This window comes from Agrobacterium sp. LEGMi-208b, from assembly GCF_059511785.1.
In genome coordinates this window covers 999,057-1,015,666 of record NZ_CM183445.1, presented here as the reverse complement: position 1 = coordinate 1,015,666, position 16,610 = coordinate 999,057, and the positions used below count along the sequence as shown (strand labels likewise).

18 protein-coding genes are annotated in these 16,610 nt (G+C 58.8%); 17 read left to right on the top strand and 1 reads right to left on the bottom strand.

Going from position 1 to position 16,610, the window contains the following annotated elements; genetic code table 11:
- The first annotated feature begins 170 nt into the window (after positions 1–170).
- The 17 genes from AC5YUO_RS05030 to AC5YUO_RS04950 all read left to right on the top strand — a co-directional run bounded on the left by AC5YUO_RS05030 (position 171) and on the right by AC5YUO_RS04950 (position 15,224).
- The gene (locus tag AC5YUO_RS05030; RefSeq protein WP_004432529.1) at positions 171–842 is read left to right on the top strand and encodes a response regulator transcription factor; all 672 of its coding nucleotides are present in this window, start codon (positions 171–173) and stop codon (positions 840–842) included.
- A gap of 105 nt (positions 843–947) precedes the next feature.
- On the top strand, positions 948–2,228 hold the full coding sequence (locus tag AC5YUO_RS05025; protein ID WP_496154474.1) for a flagellar hook protein FlgE: 1,281 nt from the start codon (positions 948–950) through the stop codon (positions 2,226–2,228).
- Positions 2,229–2,250: 22 nt separating this feature from the next.
- Positions 2,251–3,729 carry a flagellar hook-associated protein FlgK gene (gene flgK, locus AC5YUO_RS05020; RefSeq protein WP_496154473.1) on the top strand — a complete coding sequence of 493 codons (1,479 nt, stop codon included), beginning with the start codon at positions 2,251–2,253 and terminating at the stop codon, positions 3,727–3,729.
- A gap of 3 nt (positions 3,730–3,732) precedes the next feature.
- Positions 3,733–4,836, top strand: a complete 1,104-nt coding sequence (locus AC5YUO_RS05015; RefSeq protein WP_496154472.1) for a flagellar hook-associated family protein — start codon at positions 3,733–3,735, stop codon at positions 4,834–4,836.
- 34 nt (positions 4,837–4,870) lie between these two features.
- Positions 4,871–5,215: a flagellar biosynthesis regulator FlaF gene (gene flaF, locus AC5YUO_RS05010; protein WP_004432537.1), complete on the top strand. Its 345-nt coding sequence runs from the start codon at positions 4,871–4,873 to the stop codon at positions 5,213–5,215.
- Positions 5,212–5,661 carry a flagellar biosynthesis repressor FlbT gene (gene flbT / locus AC5YUO_RS05005; protein WP_004432543.1) on the top strand — a complete coding sequence of 150 codons (450 nt, stop codon included), beginning with the start codon at positions 5,212–5,214 and terminating at the stop codon, positions 5,659–5,661. Before flaF ends, flbT begins: the two co-directional genes overlap by 4 nt.
- Positions 5,652–6,122, top strand: coding sequence for a flagellar hook assembly protein FlgD (gene flgD, locus AC5YUO_RS05000; RefSeq protein ID WP_496154471.1), 471 nt, complete (start codon positions 5,652–5,654; stop codon positions 6,120–6,122). Before flbT ends, flgD begins: the two co-directional genes overlap by 10 nt.
- 48 nt (positions 6,123–6,170) lie before the next feature.
- On the top strand, positions 6,171–6,437 hold the full coding sequence (gene fliQ / locus AC5YUO_RS04995) for a flagellar biosynthesis protein FliQ (protein WP_003503352.1): 267 nt from the start codon (positions 6,171–6,173) through the stop codon (positions 6,435–6,437).
- Positions 6,438–6,594: 157 nt separating this feature from the next.
- Positions 6,595–8,682: a flagellar biosynthesis protein FlhA gene (gene flhA, locus AC5YUO_RS04990; protein WP_400818202.1), complete on the top strand. Its 2,088-nt coding sequence runs from the start codon at positions 6,595–6,597 to the stop codon at positions 8,680–8,682.
- On the top strand, positions 8,679–9,434 hold the full coding sequence (gene fliR / locus AC5YUO_RS04985) for a flagellar biosynthetic protein FliR (protein WP_020812910.1): 756 nt from the start codon (positions 8,679–8,681) through the stop codon (positions 9,432–9,434). Before flhA ends, fliR begins: the two co-directional genes overlap by 4 nt.
- A 14-nt stretch (positions 9,435–9,448) precedes the next feature.
- Positions 9,449–9,868: a hypothetical protein gene (locus AC5YUO_RS04980; protein ID WP_400818205.1), complete on the top strand. Its 420-nt coding sequence runs from the start codon at positions 9,449–9,451 to the stop codon at positions 9,866–9,868.
- A 114-nt stretch (positions 9,869–9,982) separates the two neighbouring features.
- Positions 9,983–10,540: a rod-binding protein gene (locus tag AC5YUO_RS04975; RefSeq protein ID WP_003503348.1), complete on the top strand. Its 558-nt coding sequence runs from the start codon at positions 9,983–9,985 to the stop codon at positions 10,538–10,540.
- A 29-nt stretch (positions 10,541–10,569) separates the two neighbouring features.
- Positions 10,570–10,938, top strand: a complete 369-nt coding sequence (locus AC5YUO_RS04970) for a hypothetical protein (RefSeq protein ID WP_004432559.1) — start codon at positions 10,570–10,572, stop codon at positions 10,936–10,938.
- The gene (locus AC5YUO_RS04965) at positions 10,938–11,477 is read left to right on the top strand and encodes a flagellar basal body-associated FliL family protein (protein WP_496154470.1); all 540 of its coding nucleotides are present in this window, start codon (positions 10,938–10,940) and stop codon (positions 11,475–11,477) included. Before AC5YUO_RS04970 ends, AC5YUO_RS04965 begins: the two co-directional genes overlap by 1 nt.
- A gap of 202 nt (positions 11,478–11,679) precedes the next feature.
- The gene (locus tag AC5YUO_RS04960) at positions 11,680–12,354 is read left to right on the top strand and encodes a WecB/TagA/CpsF family glycosyltransferase (protein WP_496154469.1); all 675 of its coding nucleotides are present in this window, start codon (positions 11,680–11,682) and stop codon (positions 12,352–12,354) included.
- A gap of 114 nt (positions 12,355–12,468) precedes the next feature.
- Entirely contained in the window at positions 12,469–14,247 is a 1,779-nt protein-coding gene (locus AC5YUO_RS04955; RefSeq protein ID WP_496154468.1) for a GumC domain-containing protein, read from the top strand.
- Positions 14,248–14,324: 77 nt separating this feature from the next.
- Positions 14,325–15,224 (top strand): bifunctional methylenetetrahydrofolate dehydrogenase/methenyltetrahydrofolate cyclohydrolase, encoded by a 900-nt coding sequence (locus AC5YUO_RS04950; protein WP_496154467.1) that lies wholly within the window; start codon positions 14,325–14,327, stop codon positions 15,222–15,224.
- Between the two features lie 268 nt (positions 15,225–15,492).
- Here AC5YUO_RS04950 and AC5YUO_RS04945 read toward each other — a convergent pair whose 3' ends face one another.
- Positions 15,493–16,518, bottom strand: a complete 1,026-nt coding sequence (locus AC5YUO_RS04945) for a LacI family DNA-binding transcriptional regulator (protein ID WP_496154466.1) — start codon at positions 16,516–16,518, stop codon at positions 15,493–15,495.
- Positions 16,519–16,610 lie beyond the last annotated feature (92 nt).

Genomic DNA, 16,610 nt, shown 5'->3' with positions numbered 1-16,610 from the left:
AAAAATTTTGTGCCATATATGGTTAATACCCACTATATATAGATCAAATCGGCACAAAATAGTTAATCAATTATTAATATCTATCGATGATTTCCTACAGTTGTCGCTGAATCCCCCGATTCGTACCAATGCCACATTGGAAAACACCACACTGATTCGGAGGCGGACGAATGATCGTAGTGGTTGATGAGCGCGAGCTCGTTAAAGACGGCTATACATCTCTATTTGGGCGTGAGGGCATTCCCTCGACCGGGTTCGATCCGGTCGAATTCGGGGAATGGGTCTCGACGGCCGCGGAAAGCGATCTTGCGGCTGTGGAAGCCTTCCTGATCGGCCAGGGCGACCGGAGCTTTTCTTTGCCGAAGGCGATCAGGGATCGCACGACGGCCCCGGTGATCGCGGTCAGCGACCAGCCCTCGCTGGAATCGACGCTGGCGCTTTTCGACAGCGGCGTCGACGACGTCGTGCGCAAGCCGGTTCACCCCCGTGAAATCCTGGCACGTGCGGCGGCGATCCGTCGCCGGCTGCAGGTCATCTCGAACTTTACCGATGCCGGGCCGATCCGGGTTTTCTCCGATGGCCGCGACCCCGAAGTGGGTGGTGAAGTGTTCCCCTTGCCGCGCCGTGAGCGCCGCATCCTCGAATATTTGATCGCCAATCGCGGACGCCGCGTTTCCAAGGCGCAGATTTTCAATGCCATCTACGGCATCTTCGATGACGACGTCGAAGAAAACGTCGTCGAAAGCCATATCAGCAAGCTGCGCAAGAAGCTGCGCAAGAAGCTTGGCTACGATCCGGTCGATTCCAAACGTTTCCTCGGCTACAGCATTGATTGGCAATGATTTTCATTGACCCGCGTGGTCTTTTTCAAACGCGGTATTTCCGACAGCTTCACGCAAGCCAAACGCTTTACCTTCTCCCTGAAAGATGACCACGAGGGTTTTTGAATGAGTATTTTCGGCACTATGCGAACCGGTGTGTCCGGCATGAATGCACAGGCGAACAAGCTGGGCACCGTGGGCGACAACATCGCCAACGCAAGCACCACCGGCTACAAGCGCGCATCGACGTCGTTCTCCTCGCTCGTTCTGCCCTCGTCGTCGGGCAGCTACGCCTCCGGCGGCGTTCAGTCCAACGTTCGCTACAGCATTTCGGAGCAGGGCAACCTCTCCTACACCACCTCGAGCACCGACCTTGCCATTCAGGGCAACGGCTTCTTCGTGGTTCAGGATGGTGCGGGCACGCCCTACCTCACGCGTGCCGGTTCTTTCGTGAAGAATTCGGAAGGGTATCTCGAAAACGCGGCCGGCTTCCAGCTGATGGGTTATCCTTATGGTTCCAACCCGCCGGCGGCCGTGGTCAACGGCTTCACGGGTCTTGAAGCCATCAACGTCAATAATTTCGGCCTGACGGCATCGCCCTCCACGCAGGGCAGCTTCCCGGCCAATCTTAACCGTGACGACGCGGCTGTGGCGGCGGCATCGCTTCCAAGCACCAACTCCGCAACCGCGACGTTCGGCAACAAGACCTCGTTGACGGCATTCGACAGCGGTGGCGCTAAGGTACTTTACGATTTCTACTATACCAAGACCGGCGACAATACCTGGGAAGTAGCGGTTTATCGTCAGGATCAGTCGACGAATGGCGGTTTCCCCTATACGGCTACGCCAGCATCGGACCTCGTTCAGGAAAGTGTCACGCTGACATTCGATCCTGCGACCAACAAGCTCACCACCACGTCGGATAAGTCGATCACGATCAATGATCAGGTCAGCGGCGTGGCGCAGGCGATCAACATCGATCTGTCTGAAATGACGCAGTTCTCGACCAAGTTTACCCCCGGCACAGCAGTTCTGGACGGCAACGGCCCGAGCCAGATCAAGGATGTGGAAATCGGCAAGGACGGCGTGGTCACGGCGGTCTATCAGGATGGCGGTCGCCGCAACATCTACCAGCTGGCGCTGGCCACGGTGCCGAGCGTCGACAATCTCAGCCCGCAGAACGGTAACGTTTATCTGCCGAGCAACGAGTCGGGTGTCGTCACCATCGGCTTCGCGCAGACGGGCAGCTTTGGTTACATCCAGAAGGGTGCGCTGGAAGGCTCGAACGTCGATATCGCCAGCGAACTCACCGACATGATTGAATCCCAGCGTATCTACACAGCGAATTCGAAAGTCTTCCAGACTGGATCGGATTTGATGGACGTCCTGATCAATCTGAAGAGATAATACTTCTCACGGGGACAGATGAATGTCGCTCACGTCAGCAATGAATACTGCGCAGTCGATTTTCAATAATACAGGTAAGCAGACGGACGTTACCTCGAAAAACATTGCCAATGTCGGCAATGCGAACTACGTCAAGCGAACCGCCATTCTCGGCACGACCATGGCTGGAGCGAGTATCGTCTCCAACGGTCGTGCCCAGAATGAAAGTCTTCTCAGGCAGACGATCTCCAGCTCTTCTCTCGCTTCCGGCCAGAGCACGGTTCTGACCGGCCTTGAGGAAATGAAGAGCATTTTCGGCGGCAACGATTATGAGAGCTCGCCGGCAACCTATATGAAGGAACTGCTGAAGAGCCTGGACGCCTACGCGGCCAAGCCGAGCGATGCCGCTCTGGCCGCAACGGCCGTTACCTCGGCTACCGATGTCGCCAGTTCCCTGAACAAGGCCTCGAGCGAATTGCAGGCGATGCGTCTGCGCGCCGACAAGGAAATCGCCCTTCAGGTCGACAAGCTGAACGGGCTGCTTGCGAAGTTCGAGGAAGCCAATAACGAGGTCAAGGCGCAGACGGCGATCGGCGGCGATCCAAGCGACGCTCTCGATCAGCGCGAGACGCTTCTGAAGGATATTTCCTCCATCATCGGCATCAATGTCGTCAATCGTCCCAACAACGATGTGGCGCTTTATACGACGGATGGCGCGACGCTGTTCGAAATTGTGCCGCGCAGCGTCACCTTCAAGACGCAGCCGGGCTTTGATGCGACGACCACTGGCAACGCAATCTATGTCGATGGCGTAGCGCTGAAGGCAGGAAGCGGCAGCAACACGACGGCTGAGGGGTCGCTTCAGGGCCTGATGCAGGTTCGTGACGATCTGGCGCCGACGATGCAGAGCCAGCTCGACGAAATCGCCCGCGGCCTCATCACCATGTTTGCGGAAAAGCCGGCGGATGCGACCAGCGGCCTGCCGGATATGCCGGGTCTCTTCACCTACGGCTCGCCGGCGGCGACGACCATTCCGGCAGACGGGATTGTCTCTCCCGGGCTCGCGGCCAGCATTACCGTCAACCCGGCGTTAATTATTTCCAAAGGTGGCAATCCGGAATTGTTGCGTGACGGCGGCATCAACGGTACCGATTACGTGATCAATACCGCAACGTCGGGGGGAACCGGTTTCTCCGAGCTGATCCGCAGCTATGTTACTGCCTTTGACGCGCCCATGAATTTTGCCGCGTCGACACGTATCGATACGAATACCAGCATCCTGAAATACGGCACCAACTCGATGGGGTGGCTCGAACAGGAACGTTCCGGCGCGACTTCGGCGAACGAAGCGAAAAGCGCGCTTTATGAGCGCTCCGCCACGTCCTATTCGAACAATACGGCGGTCAGCCTGGATGAGGAACTATCGTTGCTCATGGATATCGAGCAATCCTACAAGGCCGCGACCAAACTGGTGACGACCGTTGATGAAATGCTCAAGTCCCTGATGGACATGGTGAGGTAAACGATGAAAACGTCATTCATTTCATCGCTGGCGATGCAGAACAGCATGCGCAGCACCATCCTCAAGGCTCAGCTTGAGATGACCAATCTCAATACCGAGCTGACGACGGGCAAGCATGCCGATCTCGGCGTGACGCTGGGCGCCAACACCGCCAGAAGCCTCGATCTCAATCGCGATATCGACCGCATCTCCTCGCTGGTCAGCGTCAACTCGATTGCAACGCAACGCCTCAAATCTTCGCAGACGGCGCTCGACGGCATGGCGCAGGCCGCGCAGGAAATTCAGAAGGTTCTGGTCCCCAACACCAGCAGCGAAGCACCGACGCTGACGACGGTTGCCAAAACCATCTCGAATGCGTTCAACAATTTCACCAGCTTCGCCAATACGGCGGTCAATGGCGAGTTTCTCTTCTCCGGCATCAATACGGACGTGAAGCCCGTCGATGACTATTTCGCTGAAGGGTCACCCCTGAAGGAAGCCTATGAGGCGGAGCTGAACGCATTCATGGCGGCGCAGACGCCGGCGGTGGGCGACATCACCGGCCTGTCCAAGACCCAGGCCGAAGCCTTCATGACCCATATCGAAGGTGTGTTCAACGGCACCACCACGGTCACGAACCCGCCGCACAGCAGCCTGACGGCTGGCCAGAACTACGATTTCTGGACGACCTTCGGCTCCAAGGCGAGCGACACCAACATGACGAGCCGCATCAGCCAGAATGAGGTCGTGGAAACGTCGAGCAACAGCAATTCGCAGGGCATGCGTTATTTTGCACTGACGGCGATGACGGCGATGACCTTCCTCGACGAAAAGGTGGATAGCGGCGTTCGCGAAATGGTGGCGACCAAGTCGGTGACCAATATCGGTACCGCCATCAGTGGTCTGAACCAGCAGCAAAGCCAGCTCGGCCTTTCCGAAAGCCGTGTTTCGAAGGCCAATGACTCGCTGGCAGCCCAGAAGAAGATCATCGAAACGCATCTGCTGGATATTGAGGGGATCGATACCTACGAGGCGAAGACCCGCCTCGATCTGCTGCAGCAGCAGATTGAAATCGCATACAGCCTCACGTCGCGTCTGCAAAAAATGAGTCTGGTGAACTACCTCTGATGAACAGGGGTGGCGGCAGATAAAGGATACATGAATGTACCAGTTTTCCTACGCCGAAATCATGGAGGATGGTGTCGCCAACGCGAAGGATCGCGAGCGGCAGGCGTTGACAAAATCGATCGACCTTCTGGTGGAGGCAAGGGATTCCTCTTCGCAGCGCCACACGATCGAGGCACTTTTTTACACTCGACGGGTCTGGATCCGCTTCATTGAGGATCTCAAGCAACCCGACAACCAGCTGGCCATGGAACTCAGGGCCAATCTGATTTCCATCGCGATCTGGATTTTGAAAGAGTGCGAACTGATCCGGAAACGTCAGTCGACGAATTTCCAGGGCATAATTGACGTGACAACCATCATCAGGGATGGACTGAAATGAAAAGTACACTTCGGATTTCGCTGAAATCGGGCGAAAAGATTTTCATCAACGGCGCGGTTCTGCGTGTGGATCGCAAGGTGGCGCTGGAATTCCTGAACGATGTCACGTTCCTGCTTGAAAACCACGTTCTGCAGCCCGACCAGGCGACAACGCCGCTCCGGCAGCTTTATTTCATCGCGCAGATGATCCTCATCAACCCGGAAGGGCGCGAGCAGTCCACCAACATGTTCCGCAAGTCGGTCAGCATGCTGCTGAATTGCTTCCAGCATGACGAGGTTCTGGCGGAACTGAAGCGGATCGACGGGCTGGTTGCCTCGGGCAAGGCCTTCGAAGCGCTGAAGGCCATTCGCGGGCTTTATCCGATCGAGGAAAAAATCCTCAACAATCAGGAAATGACCCCCGCAACGATCGAACAGATTCGCAAGGAGATCGCACCATGGCGGTAGATGCAGTCACTTCGGCAGCGTCAAATCCCTGGGCCAATGCCGGGGCAAGCAGCTCCGACAGCAGCGCAGCATCGCTGAACTACGACAGCTTCCTGAAGCTCCTCATCGCCCAGATGAAGAACCAGGATCCGACCAGCCCGATGGATGCCGGCGAGCAGATGTCGCAGCTCGCAAGCTTCTCGCAGGTCGAGCAGACCATCAAGACCAACACCCATCTGAAAAGCATGCTGCAGGCGGAAGCCCTGACGCGCGCCTCCGATCTGGTCGGCAAGACGGTCAAGAGCGCCGACGACACCGTCACCGGCGTGGTGAAGGAAGTCGAGGTCTATTCGGACGGCGTTGTCGCCATCACCGAAGCTGGTGACAAGGTGCTGCTGCAGGCCGGCGTGACCTTCTCCAACGGCCCGATTACGAGTACATCTGATAGCGGTACCGATTCGGATTCAGCCGCCGGTACCTGACATTGAAGAGGCGGCATGACGCCGCCTTTCCGGATTGAGGATGCGACGATGAACGAGGCCGATGCGCTTGATATCATGCAGGCGGCTGTCTGGACGGTTCTCGTCGCGGCCGGTCCCGCGGTTCTCGCCGCCATGATCGTCGGTGTCGTCATTGCCTTCATTCAGGCCCTGACCCAGGTTCAGGAAATGACGCTGACCTTCGTTCCCAAGATCGTCACGATCATGCTCGTGCTCGGCGTCGCCGCCCCCTTCGTGGGCGCGCAGATATCGCTCTTTTCCAATCTCGTCTTTTCCCGCATCCAGTCCGGCTTCTGACGCTCGCCCGTTTGAGATGCCACCTTCGCGCAAGCTTCAGCCGCTAGGGATAGGCTGAAGCATCGGGCCGAATTGCGTTCGCTTTTCAAAAACCGGTGCCGCGGAACCGTGCGGCGGCTTTTCCGTCGCCCTTCTCATGAAGAGACAGGACGAATTTATGGCGCAACCACCAGTCATCTCCCTGCCCAAGGTCAGTCCGAGCACGCGTGACATCGGTTTCGCACTGGGCATCGTGGCGATCCTCTGCGTTCTCTTCCTGCCCATTCCGGTCATGCTGGTGGATATCGGCCTGGCCTTCTCGATTGCGCTTTCGGTGCTCATCCTCATGGTGGCGCTGTGGATCCAGCGGCCGCTGGATTTCTCGTCCTTCCCGACCGTGCTGCTGATCGCGACGATGATCCGCCTGTCGCTGAACATCGCGACGACACGCGTTATCCTCTCCCACGGCAATGAAGGGCCGACGGCGGCGGGCGGCGTGATCGCTGGCTTCTCCAGCCTCGTCATGTCCGGCGATTTCGTGATCGGTCTGATCGTCTTCCTGATCCTGATCACCGTCAACTTCATCGTCATCACCAAGGGTGCGACGCGTATCGCGGAAGTCGGGGCGCGTTTCACCCTTGACGCGATCCCCGGCAAGCAGATGTCGATCGATGCGGATTTGTCCGCCGGTATCATCGATGAAAAGGAAGCGCAGCGCCGCCGCCGCGAACTGGAGGAGGAAAGCTCCTTCTTCGGCTCGATGGACGGTGCCTCGAAATTCGTGCGTGGCGATGCCATTGCCGGCCTCATCATCACCGCGATCAATATTTTCGGCGGTATCATCATCGGTTATTTCCGCCACGGCATGCCGATCGGCGAAGCGGCCGACGTCTTCGTCAAGCTTTCGGTCGGTGACGGTATCGTTTCGCAGATCCCGGCCCTGATCGTATCGCTGGCTGCCGGCCTTCTCGTCTCGCGCGGCGGCACGGCCGGCTCGACGGATCAGGCCGTCGTCAACCAGTTGAGCGGATATCCCCGCGCGCTGATGGTCTCGGCCATGCTGATGGGCCTGCTCGCCATCATTCCGGGCCTTCCCTTCCTGCCCTTCATCTTCCTCGGCGGCATCATGGCCTTCGGCAGCTGGTATATTCCGCGCCAGGCGGAAGCCGAAAGCGCGCTGCGGCGTCAGGAAGAGGAGAACAAGGTTCTCCAGACCACCGAGGCGGAAAAGGATTCGGTCAAGCAGGTGCTGAAGACGGCCGAGATCGAACTGGCGCTTGGCAAGCAGGTTTCCACCCGCCTTCTCGGCGCGCATCAGGAACTGGCATTCCGCGTTGGCAAGATGCGCAAGAAATTCGCCTCGCAATACGGTTTCGTGGTGCCTGAGATCAAGGTCTCCGACGATATCATGATCCCGGAAAAGGCCTACCAGATCCGCGTCCACGGCACGACCATCGCGTCCAGCAACCTGCGTGTAGGGGACGTTCTCGTCGTGACGGGCGCGGGGCGCAAGCCGAGCATTCCCGGCGACGAAATCCGCGAACCCGCCTTCGGCATGCCCGCCGTCTCGATCCTCGAAACCTTCACCGAGGATCTGAAGCGCGAAGGCTTCCATCCGATCGACAACGTCTCCGTGGTGCTGACGCATCTGAGCGAAGTCATCCGCAACAACCTGCCGCAGCTCCTGTCCTACAAGGACGTCAAGATCCTCATCGACAGGCTCGATCCCGAATACAAGAAGCTGGCCGATGAGATCTGCTCGTCGCACATGTCCTATTCCGGCCTGCAGGCGGTCCTCAAACTGCTGCTCGCCGAACGTGTGTCGATCCGCAACCTGCACCTCATTCTCGAAGCGGTCGCCGAACTTGCGCCGCATGTGCGCAAGACGGAACAGATCGTCGAACATGTGCGGGTACGCATGTCGCAGCAGCTCTGCGGCGATCTTGCCGACAATGGCGTGCTGCGTGTCCTGCGCCTTGGCAACAAGTGGGATATGGTCTTCCACCAGGCGCTCAAGCGCGACCAGAAGGGCGAAATCGTCGAATTCGACATCGATCCCCGCCATCTCGAGGAGTTTTCCGAGCAGGCATCCAAAGTTATCCGTGAATTCATGGATCGCGGCCTGCCCTTTGTCCTTGTAACCTCGCCGGAAACGCGGTCCTATGTGCGCATGATTATCGAGCGACTCTTTGCGACCCTGCCGGTTCTTTCGCATGTGGAACTGGCCAAGGGTCTGGAGATCAAGATCTTGGGCGCCATTTCATGATAACCGACCCGCAAGGGACAATCATTGCATTGTTCCTTGCCATCTGCCGTATCGGCGCATGCTTCATGACCATGCCGGGCTTTTCGAGTTCGCGCATTTCGCCGCAGATTCGCATGCTTCTGTGCGTCGCGGTGTCCATGGCGCTTCTGCCGGTGCTGTGGGACACGATCTATCCGAAGGTTTCCGGCGCGAGCCAGGGCACGGTCGTCGGCCTCATCTTCACCGAGGTCGTCATCGGCTCGATGTATGGCCTGATCGCGCGGTTCTACACACTTGGTTTCCAGTTCACCGGCGCGCTCATCGGCGCGTCCATTGGCCTCAGTGCGCCTGGAGGCGCCGATGTCATCGAAGACGTGCAGGAAAACCAGATATCCAACTTCATCACCTTCGGCGGCCTGCTGGTGCTGTTCATATTCGATTTCCACCACATCGTCCTAAAGGCGCTGGTGGATTCCTATACCGCCACGCCGGTCGGCGCGCTGATCAGCGGCCAGAAGATGTTGATTACGCTGACCGATACGCTCAGGGCCTCCTTCTCGATCATGCTGCGTCTTGCCAGCCCCTTCGTGATTTACGGCTTGATGTTCAACGTCGCGGTCGGCCTCATCAACAAGCTCGCGCCGCAGATTCCGGTCTTCTTTATCTCGACACCCTTCGTTCTCGCGGGTGGTCTTTTCATGCTTTATTTGTCGGTCGCGGCCCTCATCCGGCAATTCGTGGATGGTTTCGGCCCGGTCTTCATCGGCTTTTGATCGGGGGAAATGCGATGGCTTCGGACAAGCGCTCTGCCAAACTCAAGCGTCTGGTAACCGTCCAGCGGCACATGGAAAAAATGGCCGAGGTGGAACTGGCCGATACGACCCGCACCCGTACCGAAGTGGCGCAATCCATGGAGAACGTGCTGGAAGCCATGAGTTCCATGGACCCGGTGCACCAGACATTCTCCAGGCATTATTCGGACCGCTACGGCCGTCTCGTTGTCCAGGACCGCCAGCTTGAAGGCGTTCAGCAATTTCAGGAAAACAAGGTCCTGAAGGAAAAGACCAAGGCCGACCGGCTGGAGGACAGGATGCATATTGCCCGCGATCTCGAGGAGCGCGAGGCCGACGATAATGCAATCTATGATTTGTTAGAAATTACGAATGTTTCCCACACACCAGCCTCCAGCAAGGTTGGCGATCCATAGTCTGTCCCATTGTTGCATCGCGGGCGTTTTGAGGACGTCTCCGGCGATGTTTCTTGATTGAGCGAATGCGCCGGCTTTCTGCGCCGCCCATTCGTCAGCTCGGGAGATATGGACGTGGCGATATCGGTGATAAGTGATCTGGTGATGGATGTGGTTCGCGCGGCGGACCCCCAGGAAGTTCAGGTCGCCCAGGAAAAACTCAAGGCGAACAAGGCGGCTTTTGCCGCAACCAGCCTTGCCGATGCCGGCAAGGGCTTTGGCGCTGCGGTCGATATGCTGGATGGCGCTTCCTCGAAGGCTGGTCTCGGCGATACCAATATTCGCGCCGCCCGCACCGAAATCCCGGAAACATACCGCAAATATGAAGCCTCGGTGCTCCAGACCTTCGTGGCCAACATGCTGCCGAAAGACAGCGAGGAAGTTTACGGCAAGGGCAATGCCGGCGAGATCTGGAAAAGCATGATGGCGGAACAGTTTGCCGACACGATCTCCAGAAATGGCGGCGTCGGCATCGCGGAGCAGGCTTACAAGGATGCGCTTCGGAAGGCTGAAAGCAAAGGCATTACCGACGTATCGATGAATGAAAAAGACCATAATGCTGCAATTCGGATGGTGGCGGAGTTCGAGCGGCAGGTCCTCGGCGTTTCCAATGAGAAAACGGACGAGGCTTGAGAATGAAAAATCTTAACGAGGAGACAAGCATGGACCTTATGTCGAACGACCACCGTATCCAATCCGTTCTCGGCCGCCTTGAGATGATCATCGACAATGAGAACGACAATATCGGTAAGGACCCCAAGTTCGATTTCAAGGTCTCCAACGCCCATAAGAGCCGTTGCCTCTATGAGCTGACGATGCTGTTCCGCGATACGCCGCGCGAGGAAATCGCCGCCGGTTACATGGAGCAGGTCAAGGGCATCAAGTCCAAGCTCGCGACCAATGCCAGCCGGGTCGAGGCGCATCTGAACGCGGTTCGCGCCGTGGCGGACCTCTTGAAGAACGCGATCCAGGAAGCCGATACCGACGGCACCTATTCCCAGGAACAGTTCATGTACGGCGCAGCCTCCTGATGTTGAAGCTTCTTCTCACCGGCGTTTGGGTTTGCGCCGTCACGCTCGGCGCGGTGTATTTCTCCGTCCAGTTGGCGACGGCGCCCGCGCCGGATGAGGCGGGGGCGAAAAAGGCTAATCTGCAACTGGTCAAGGGCGAAAGCATCACGATCCCCGTCATCAATGATGGCGGGGTGAACGGCTATTTCCTCAGCCGTATTTCCCTGCGTGTCGACAAAACCAAGATGGCGAAGATCGAGCTGCCCGCAACGCAGCTGATGACCGATGAACTGTTCACGCTGCTCGCGGGTTCTTCCATGGTCAATATCGCCAACATCTCCACCTTCGATCCCGAAGCCTTCAAGCAGCGCATCCGCGAGGGGCTGAACAAGAGGCTCGATGACGAGGTGGTCGAGGATGTGCTGATCGAACAGCTGGATTATCTCTCGAAAGCCGATATTCGCGAGCAGAACGGTAACGGCACGCCCCGCTCGGTCAAGCTGGTCGAGGGCGAGAAGGCCGAAGCCGGAAAAGAAGCGGCTGCGGCGCCAAGCCACTGACGGTTCAAGGGGAGGGGCTTCGGTCCGCCAGAGGATGTGGAGCATCTTTCTGGTTAATTGTCCCTTGCCGCATCCAGAAGCATTTGAGAAATTGCTTTCAAGCTAAATTCAACCAGCACCTGTATAAACAGACCCATCAACCACCGTCCAGCAGGCCATGCGCCGGATCGGTGGCGATGGGTTTGGCATTTGGGGGTTGGCAATGAGTTTCGCGTCAGGTTTCGCGCAGCCGGGATCGCAACGGAATATCCATGGACTGCGCGTCTGTGATCTCGATTGGAACGGGGCGCTGGAACTGGTCAGCGGCAGCGCTTCGGCCTGCGAAGGGCATATGATGCTGTCCTTTCTCACCATCGAGAAGGCGAAGCTTTCTCTCAGGGATAACGACTATCGGCAGATTCTGGAAAGCTGCCTGCTTCTGCCGCAGGGCAAGGGCATGAGTGCTGCGGCGCGTGCAGAACATGGCGAGCCTCTGCCCGTCGTCATCGATGGCGTCGCCTTCGTCATGGCGCTTCTGACCTATATGGCAATGCCGAAACGTATCGGCGTCGCGGGGGATGATGCGGCCCAGATCGGTGAGGTTCTCGCCAAGTTGCGTGCGCATGCGCCATGGCACGATTTCGTCATGCTGAACCGGGATGCATCGGGCGTTAAGGTGGATGTTCTGCTGGCGGGAATGTTGAAGGAAAATCAGGAGACATGGCTGCACCGCGCCGTCAGCCGCGAGAATGCGCGGGTCGCCATCGCGGTTGGCCCCCTGTTCAAGGTCCTGTCGTCGGAAGTTGCCGGCATGCCGGAAATTTTCCGCAAGCTGCATATGAGCTGGCTCTACAGCCTCTGCGCCGAACCCTGGCACATCGCGCTCGGCAAGAGCTGAGGCTGTTCCCGCAGGCGTTGCGTTAACCATTTGTTTGCCACGATCCTTTAACCTCTCGTAAGGTTTTGACAGTCGCCCGTTACGGGCGGCACCGAGGGCGACAGACGGCTTCAGATGGTTGATGACAATCCGGACATGATGGCGATTCGCCCTGACGAGGATGATGTCGCTGCGCCCGTATCGCAATGGCGCAGGCATTGTCTGCGGCTCCTGACGTCCGGCTGTATCGCCGCCGCCACGGTTGCCGGGGGTGCCCTTCCGCTTCTGCTGATCGATTCGGGTTTTCGCGGTTATGTTTCGCAGGCCCGGATCGAGGTTACCCAGACCGCTTACGATGCCCCCGATGCGGCCCGCTTTCTGGCGATGGCACGCCGCACGCTGTTTTCGCCCTCCGGGCTCGACCGTATAACCGCCGATCTCAAGCTGAAGTCCGCCGATATGGTCGGTGTTCGCAATCAGGGCGAGCTTGGCCTGCTTTTCGACCTTCTGACCGGCGCGGACGCGCGTCCGCTCTCAGAGCGGGAAGCGCTGAACGGCGCGGTGGGCGAAGCGATCCGGCTGGAGCTCACGCCGGATGAAAATACGCTGATCGTGACCGGCAAGGCCGCGACGCCGGAAACCGCCAGGCGGCTGACCGACTATCTTTCGATGCGCGTCATCGCCGATGGCAAGGCCGGCACCATGACACCCGCCATGCGCGAGACGGAGAGGGCGCGGACAAGGCTCGATGAGGCGGAAGCCGCGCTGAACGGTTTCCAGATGCGCCACGGCGACGCCGTGATGTCCGAGGTGCAGCAACTTGAGCAGCAGTTGCGTGACGCAAACGACAGCCTTGCCGGAATTGCGCGGCAGCAACAGTCCCTCCAGGCTGATTTGGCGGCGGCTTCGGCCCTGAAGCCGAATGATGTGTTTGCGAAGCCGCTGCCGGCCGGTGTGGGTTTTTCAGCGCTTGAGGATATCAGGCAGAAGCATGCGAGTGCCAGCATGGCGCTTGCTGCGGTTTCGGTCGACTACGGCCCAAAACATCCCCGCCGCATCGCCGCCCAGAATGCGGTGGATGCCGCACAGGCGCTTGCAGCGCCGGCACTGCGTCAGTTGCTTGAAGGCTTGCGGGCGGATGAAAAGCGCATCGCTGAGGAGAGTACTGCCGCCAATGGCGAGCACAAGAAATACCTCGACCGCCTGAGCGACCTCGGTGTCGCCCCCGGCGAATTCTCCAGATTGCAGGGTGAACTGGAAACGGCCCGAAATGCCTATCTGGAGGCAAGCGAACGCCGTGACCTGTCCGCCTCCGCCACGCCCGCGGTCGAAACCCGTTTGACGCGGAAGGCCGCACCGGGAGAATTGACCCGCGACCTGACGCAGGCCGCCATGCTGGCGGGCGGCGGCGCATTGATCGGCCTGCTGGGCAGTCTCTATCTCCTCAGCTACCGTCGCCATGACGAGGAGGAAGAGGAGGTTGCACTGGTCGTTGAAGACGATGCGCAACTTCCATCCTCTGCCGAACGGCCGGACCACGCTTCGCAATTCTCGGAATTCGAGCCGATCGAGCCGGCTGTCTTTGACGATTTGCAGGACCCTGTCGCAGAAGGCGATATCGTGCCGGAGGAAGACAGCTTTGCCGATTATTACGGCGAGGCTGTCAATGACGACGATGACATGCCGCTGGACGAGCGCGTGCGGCAGGTGCTGATGGGCAATCGCACCGTCAAAACCACTGAACCCGCATCGGCAGGGCTGCCGCCGCTCCTGGCTGAAGCCCTTGCCGGGCACTTCGATCATGCGGAGGCCGAAGCCGAGGAGCTGATGGAATTGCGACGCGAATTGGCGTTCCTGAGAGAGCGTCTCGCCGATTACGCCGATCGTCGGGAAGACTACCGCAAAACAGCCTGAAAACGCCGCATTTTCGCTTGCATTCCTGTGAAGGGGGCACCATACGGAGCCGACGTAACCCAGCAGGAGCAGGACGCATGGCAGTTGTGATTGACGGGAAGGCGAAGGCGGCTTCGGTAACGGAGGCGGTCCGCAAATCGGCAGAAGCGCTTGAGGCGGAAAAGGGCGTGAAGCCCGGTCTCGCGGTTGTCATCGTCGGTAGTGATCCGGCCAGCCACGCTTACGTGAACTCCAAGAGCAAGATGGCGAAGCAATGCGGTTTCAACTCCATCCAGCACACGCTGCCGGAGGAAACCACGCAAGGCGAACTCCTGAAGCTGGTCGGCGAACTGAACGCCGATGCATCCATCCACGGCATTCTGGTGCAGCTTCCGCTGCCGAAACATTTCAATTCGGATGAGATCATCCAGTCGATCCTGCCCGAGAAGGATGTGGATGGCTTGAGCGTCTTGAATGCCGGCAAGCTCGCGACCGGCGATCTCGCCACCGGCCTCATTTCCTGCACGCCCGCCGGCGCCATGCTTCTGGTGCGCGGCATTCACGGCGACGACCTTTCCGGCCTCAACGCCGTGGTCATCGGCCGCTCGAACCTGTTCGGCAAGCCCATGGGTCAGCTTCTGCTTAATGCCAATGCCACGGTGACCATGGCGCATTCTCGCACGAAGAATCTGGCGGCGATCTGCAAGACGGCCGATATCCTCGTTGCGGCGGTCGGTCGCGCGACGATGGTGAAGGGCGACTGGGTGAAGCCAGGTGCCACCGTCATCGATGTCGGCATCAACCGCATTGCCGCACCGGAAAAGGGCGAAGGCAAATCCAAGCTGGTGGGCGATGTCGCCTTTGACGAAGCAAGCGCCGTTGCCGCCGCCATTACGCCGGTTCCCGGCGGTGTCGGCCCGATGACGATCGCCATGCTGATGGCCAACACGGTCATCGCCGCTCATCGTGCCCAGGGGCTGACGGCGCCGAAGTTTTAACTCGCTTTCAGATTAGAGATTCGGCGACGGTGCATAAACCACCTTCCTCATCCCTGTGCTCGTCACAGGGATCCAGCCAGCCCAAGTCCTTGGGTTGAAAGGAGTCTTTCCGCCGCGCGGACGCGCGTCGGCTGGATTCCTGTGACATCCTCGGGCTTGTTCCGGGGAACAGGAATGAGGGCGTGTAGGGTGCTTAGCGCGAGAAACACCTTATGCCGGCGACGTGTTCAGCTTCAGCCGCATGCGCTTTAAGATAAGACCATCCGCCTCACCCCTTCGGAGCCGGCCCCGTCGAAGCGCGCACCACCAGTTCCGCCTTCCAGAGTTCCTGATGCGGTTCCGTCTGGTTAAGCTTGATGCGGTTGATGAGACGCTGGCCCACGCGCACCCCGGCTGCCCGGAGCGACGAGCGGGTGGTGGTCAGCGGCACCGAAAAATTATCGGGCTTCAAAAGCGGCAGCACGTCGTCATGTGCGATCAGCGAAATATCCCTGCCGGGCTTTAATCTCCGCTGGTTGAGCGAACGGATGGCCCCGAGAGCCAGCGCGGTACTGGCGCAGAGAATGGCGGTCGGTTTTTCCGGTCGTGACAGCAGCGCCTCCATGCCGAGATAACCTTCCTCATCCGTCATGCTGCTGTGCCGTTTATTATCCGGGTGCAGGGAAAGGCCGCTTGCCTCCAGCGCCTTCTCCACCCCGAGACAGCGCCGATAGGTAAAGTCGTAGCCCTCCGGGCCATTCAAAAGCCCGATGCGCTTATGGCCGAGCTGGAGGAGAAGCTGGGTCGCATCACGAAACGCTCCCTCATTATCCACGTCGAGATAGGGATAATCCTCCTCCACGCCGATAGAGCGGCCATGCACGAGGAAGGGCAGGGAGAGCGACTGCAGCATGGAGATGCGCGGGTCGTTCTTCTTCATGTAGGCGAGATATATGCCATCGACGCTACCGCTCGCCGCCAGCCCACGCAGGGCTTCGCGCTCCTTTTCCGGTTCGGTCGGCATGATGACGAGATGAAAGCCGCTGCGTGAGGCTTCCTCACCGAGACCGCTCAGGAATTCACCGAAATGCACGTCGGAGCGATGGTGTTCACCAATCGGCATGACAAGACCGATGGAGCCGACCTTGCCGGTTGCCAGCCGCTGCGCCGCCGCGTTTGGGCGATATCCCGTCTTCTCTGCGGCCTCCATGACGCGTCGGCGCGTCTCGGCGCTCACCTCGGGATAGCCATTGAGAGCCCGGCTGATGGTCGTCTGCGAAATCCCCAGCAGTTGCGACAACTGTTTCAGGTTCATGTCCGTCATTTCCTCCATGCGCGCGCCTAAGGAAAAGGCCAAAAGCCGCTCCTCACATTCCCAAAGCGCTTTAGATTTTTACCAGTCCCATC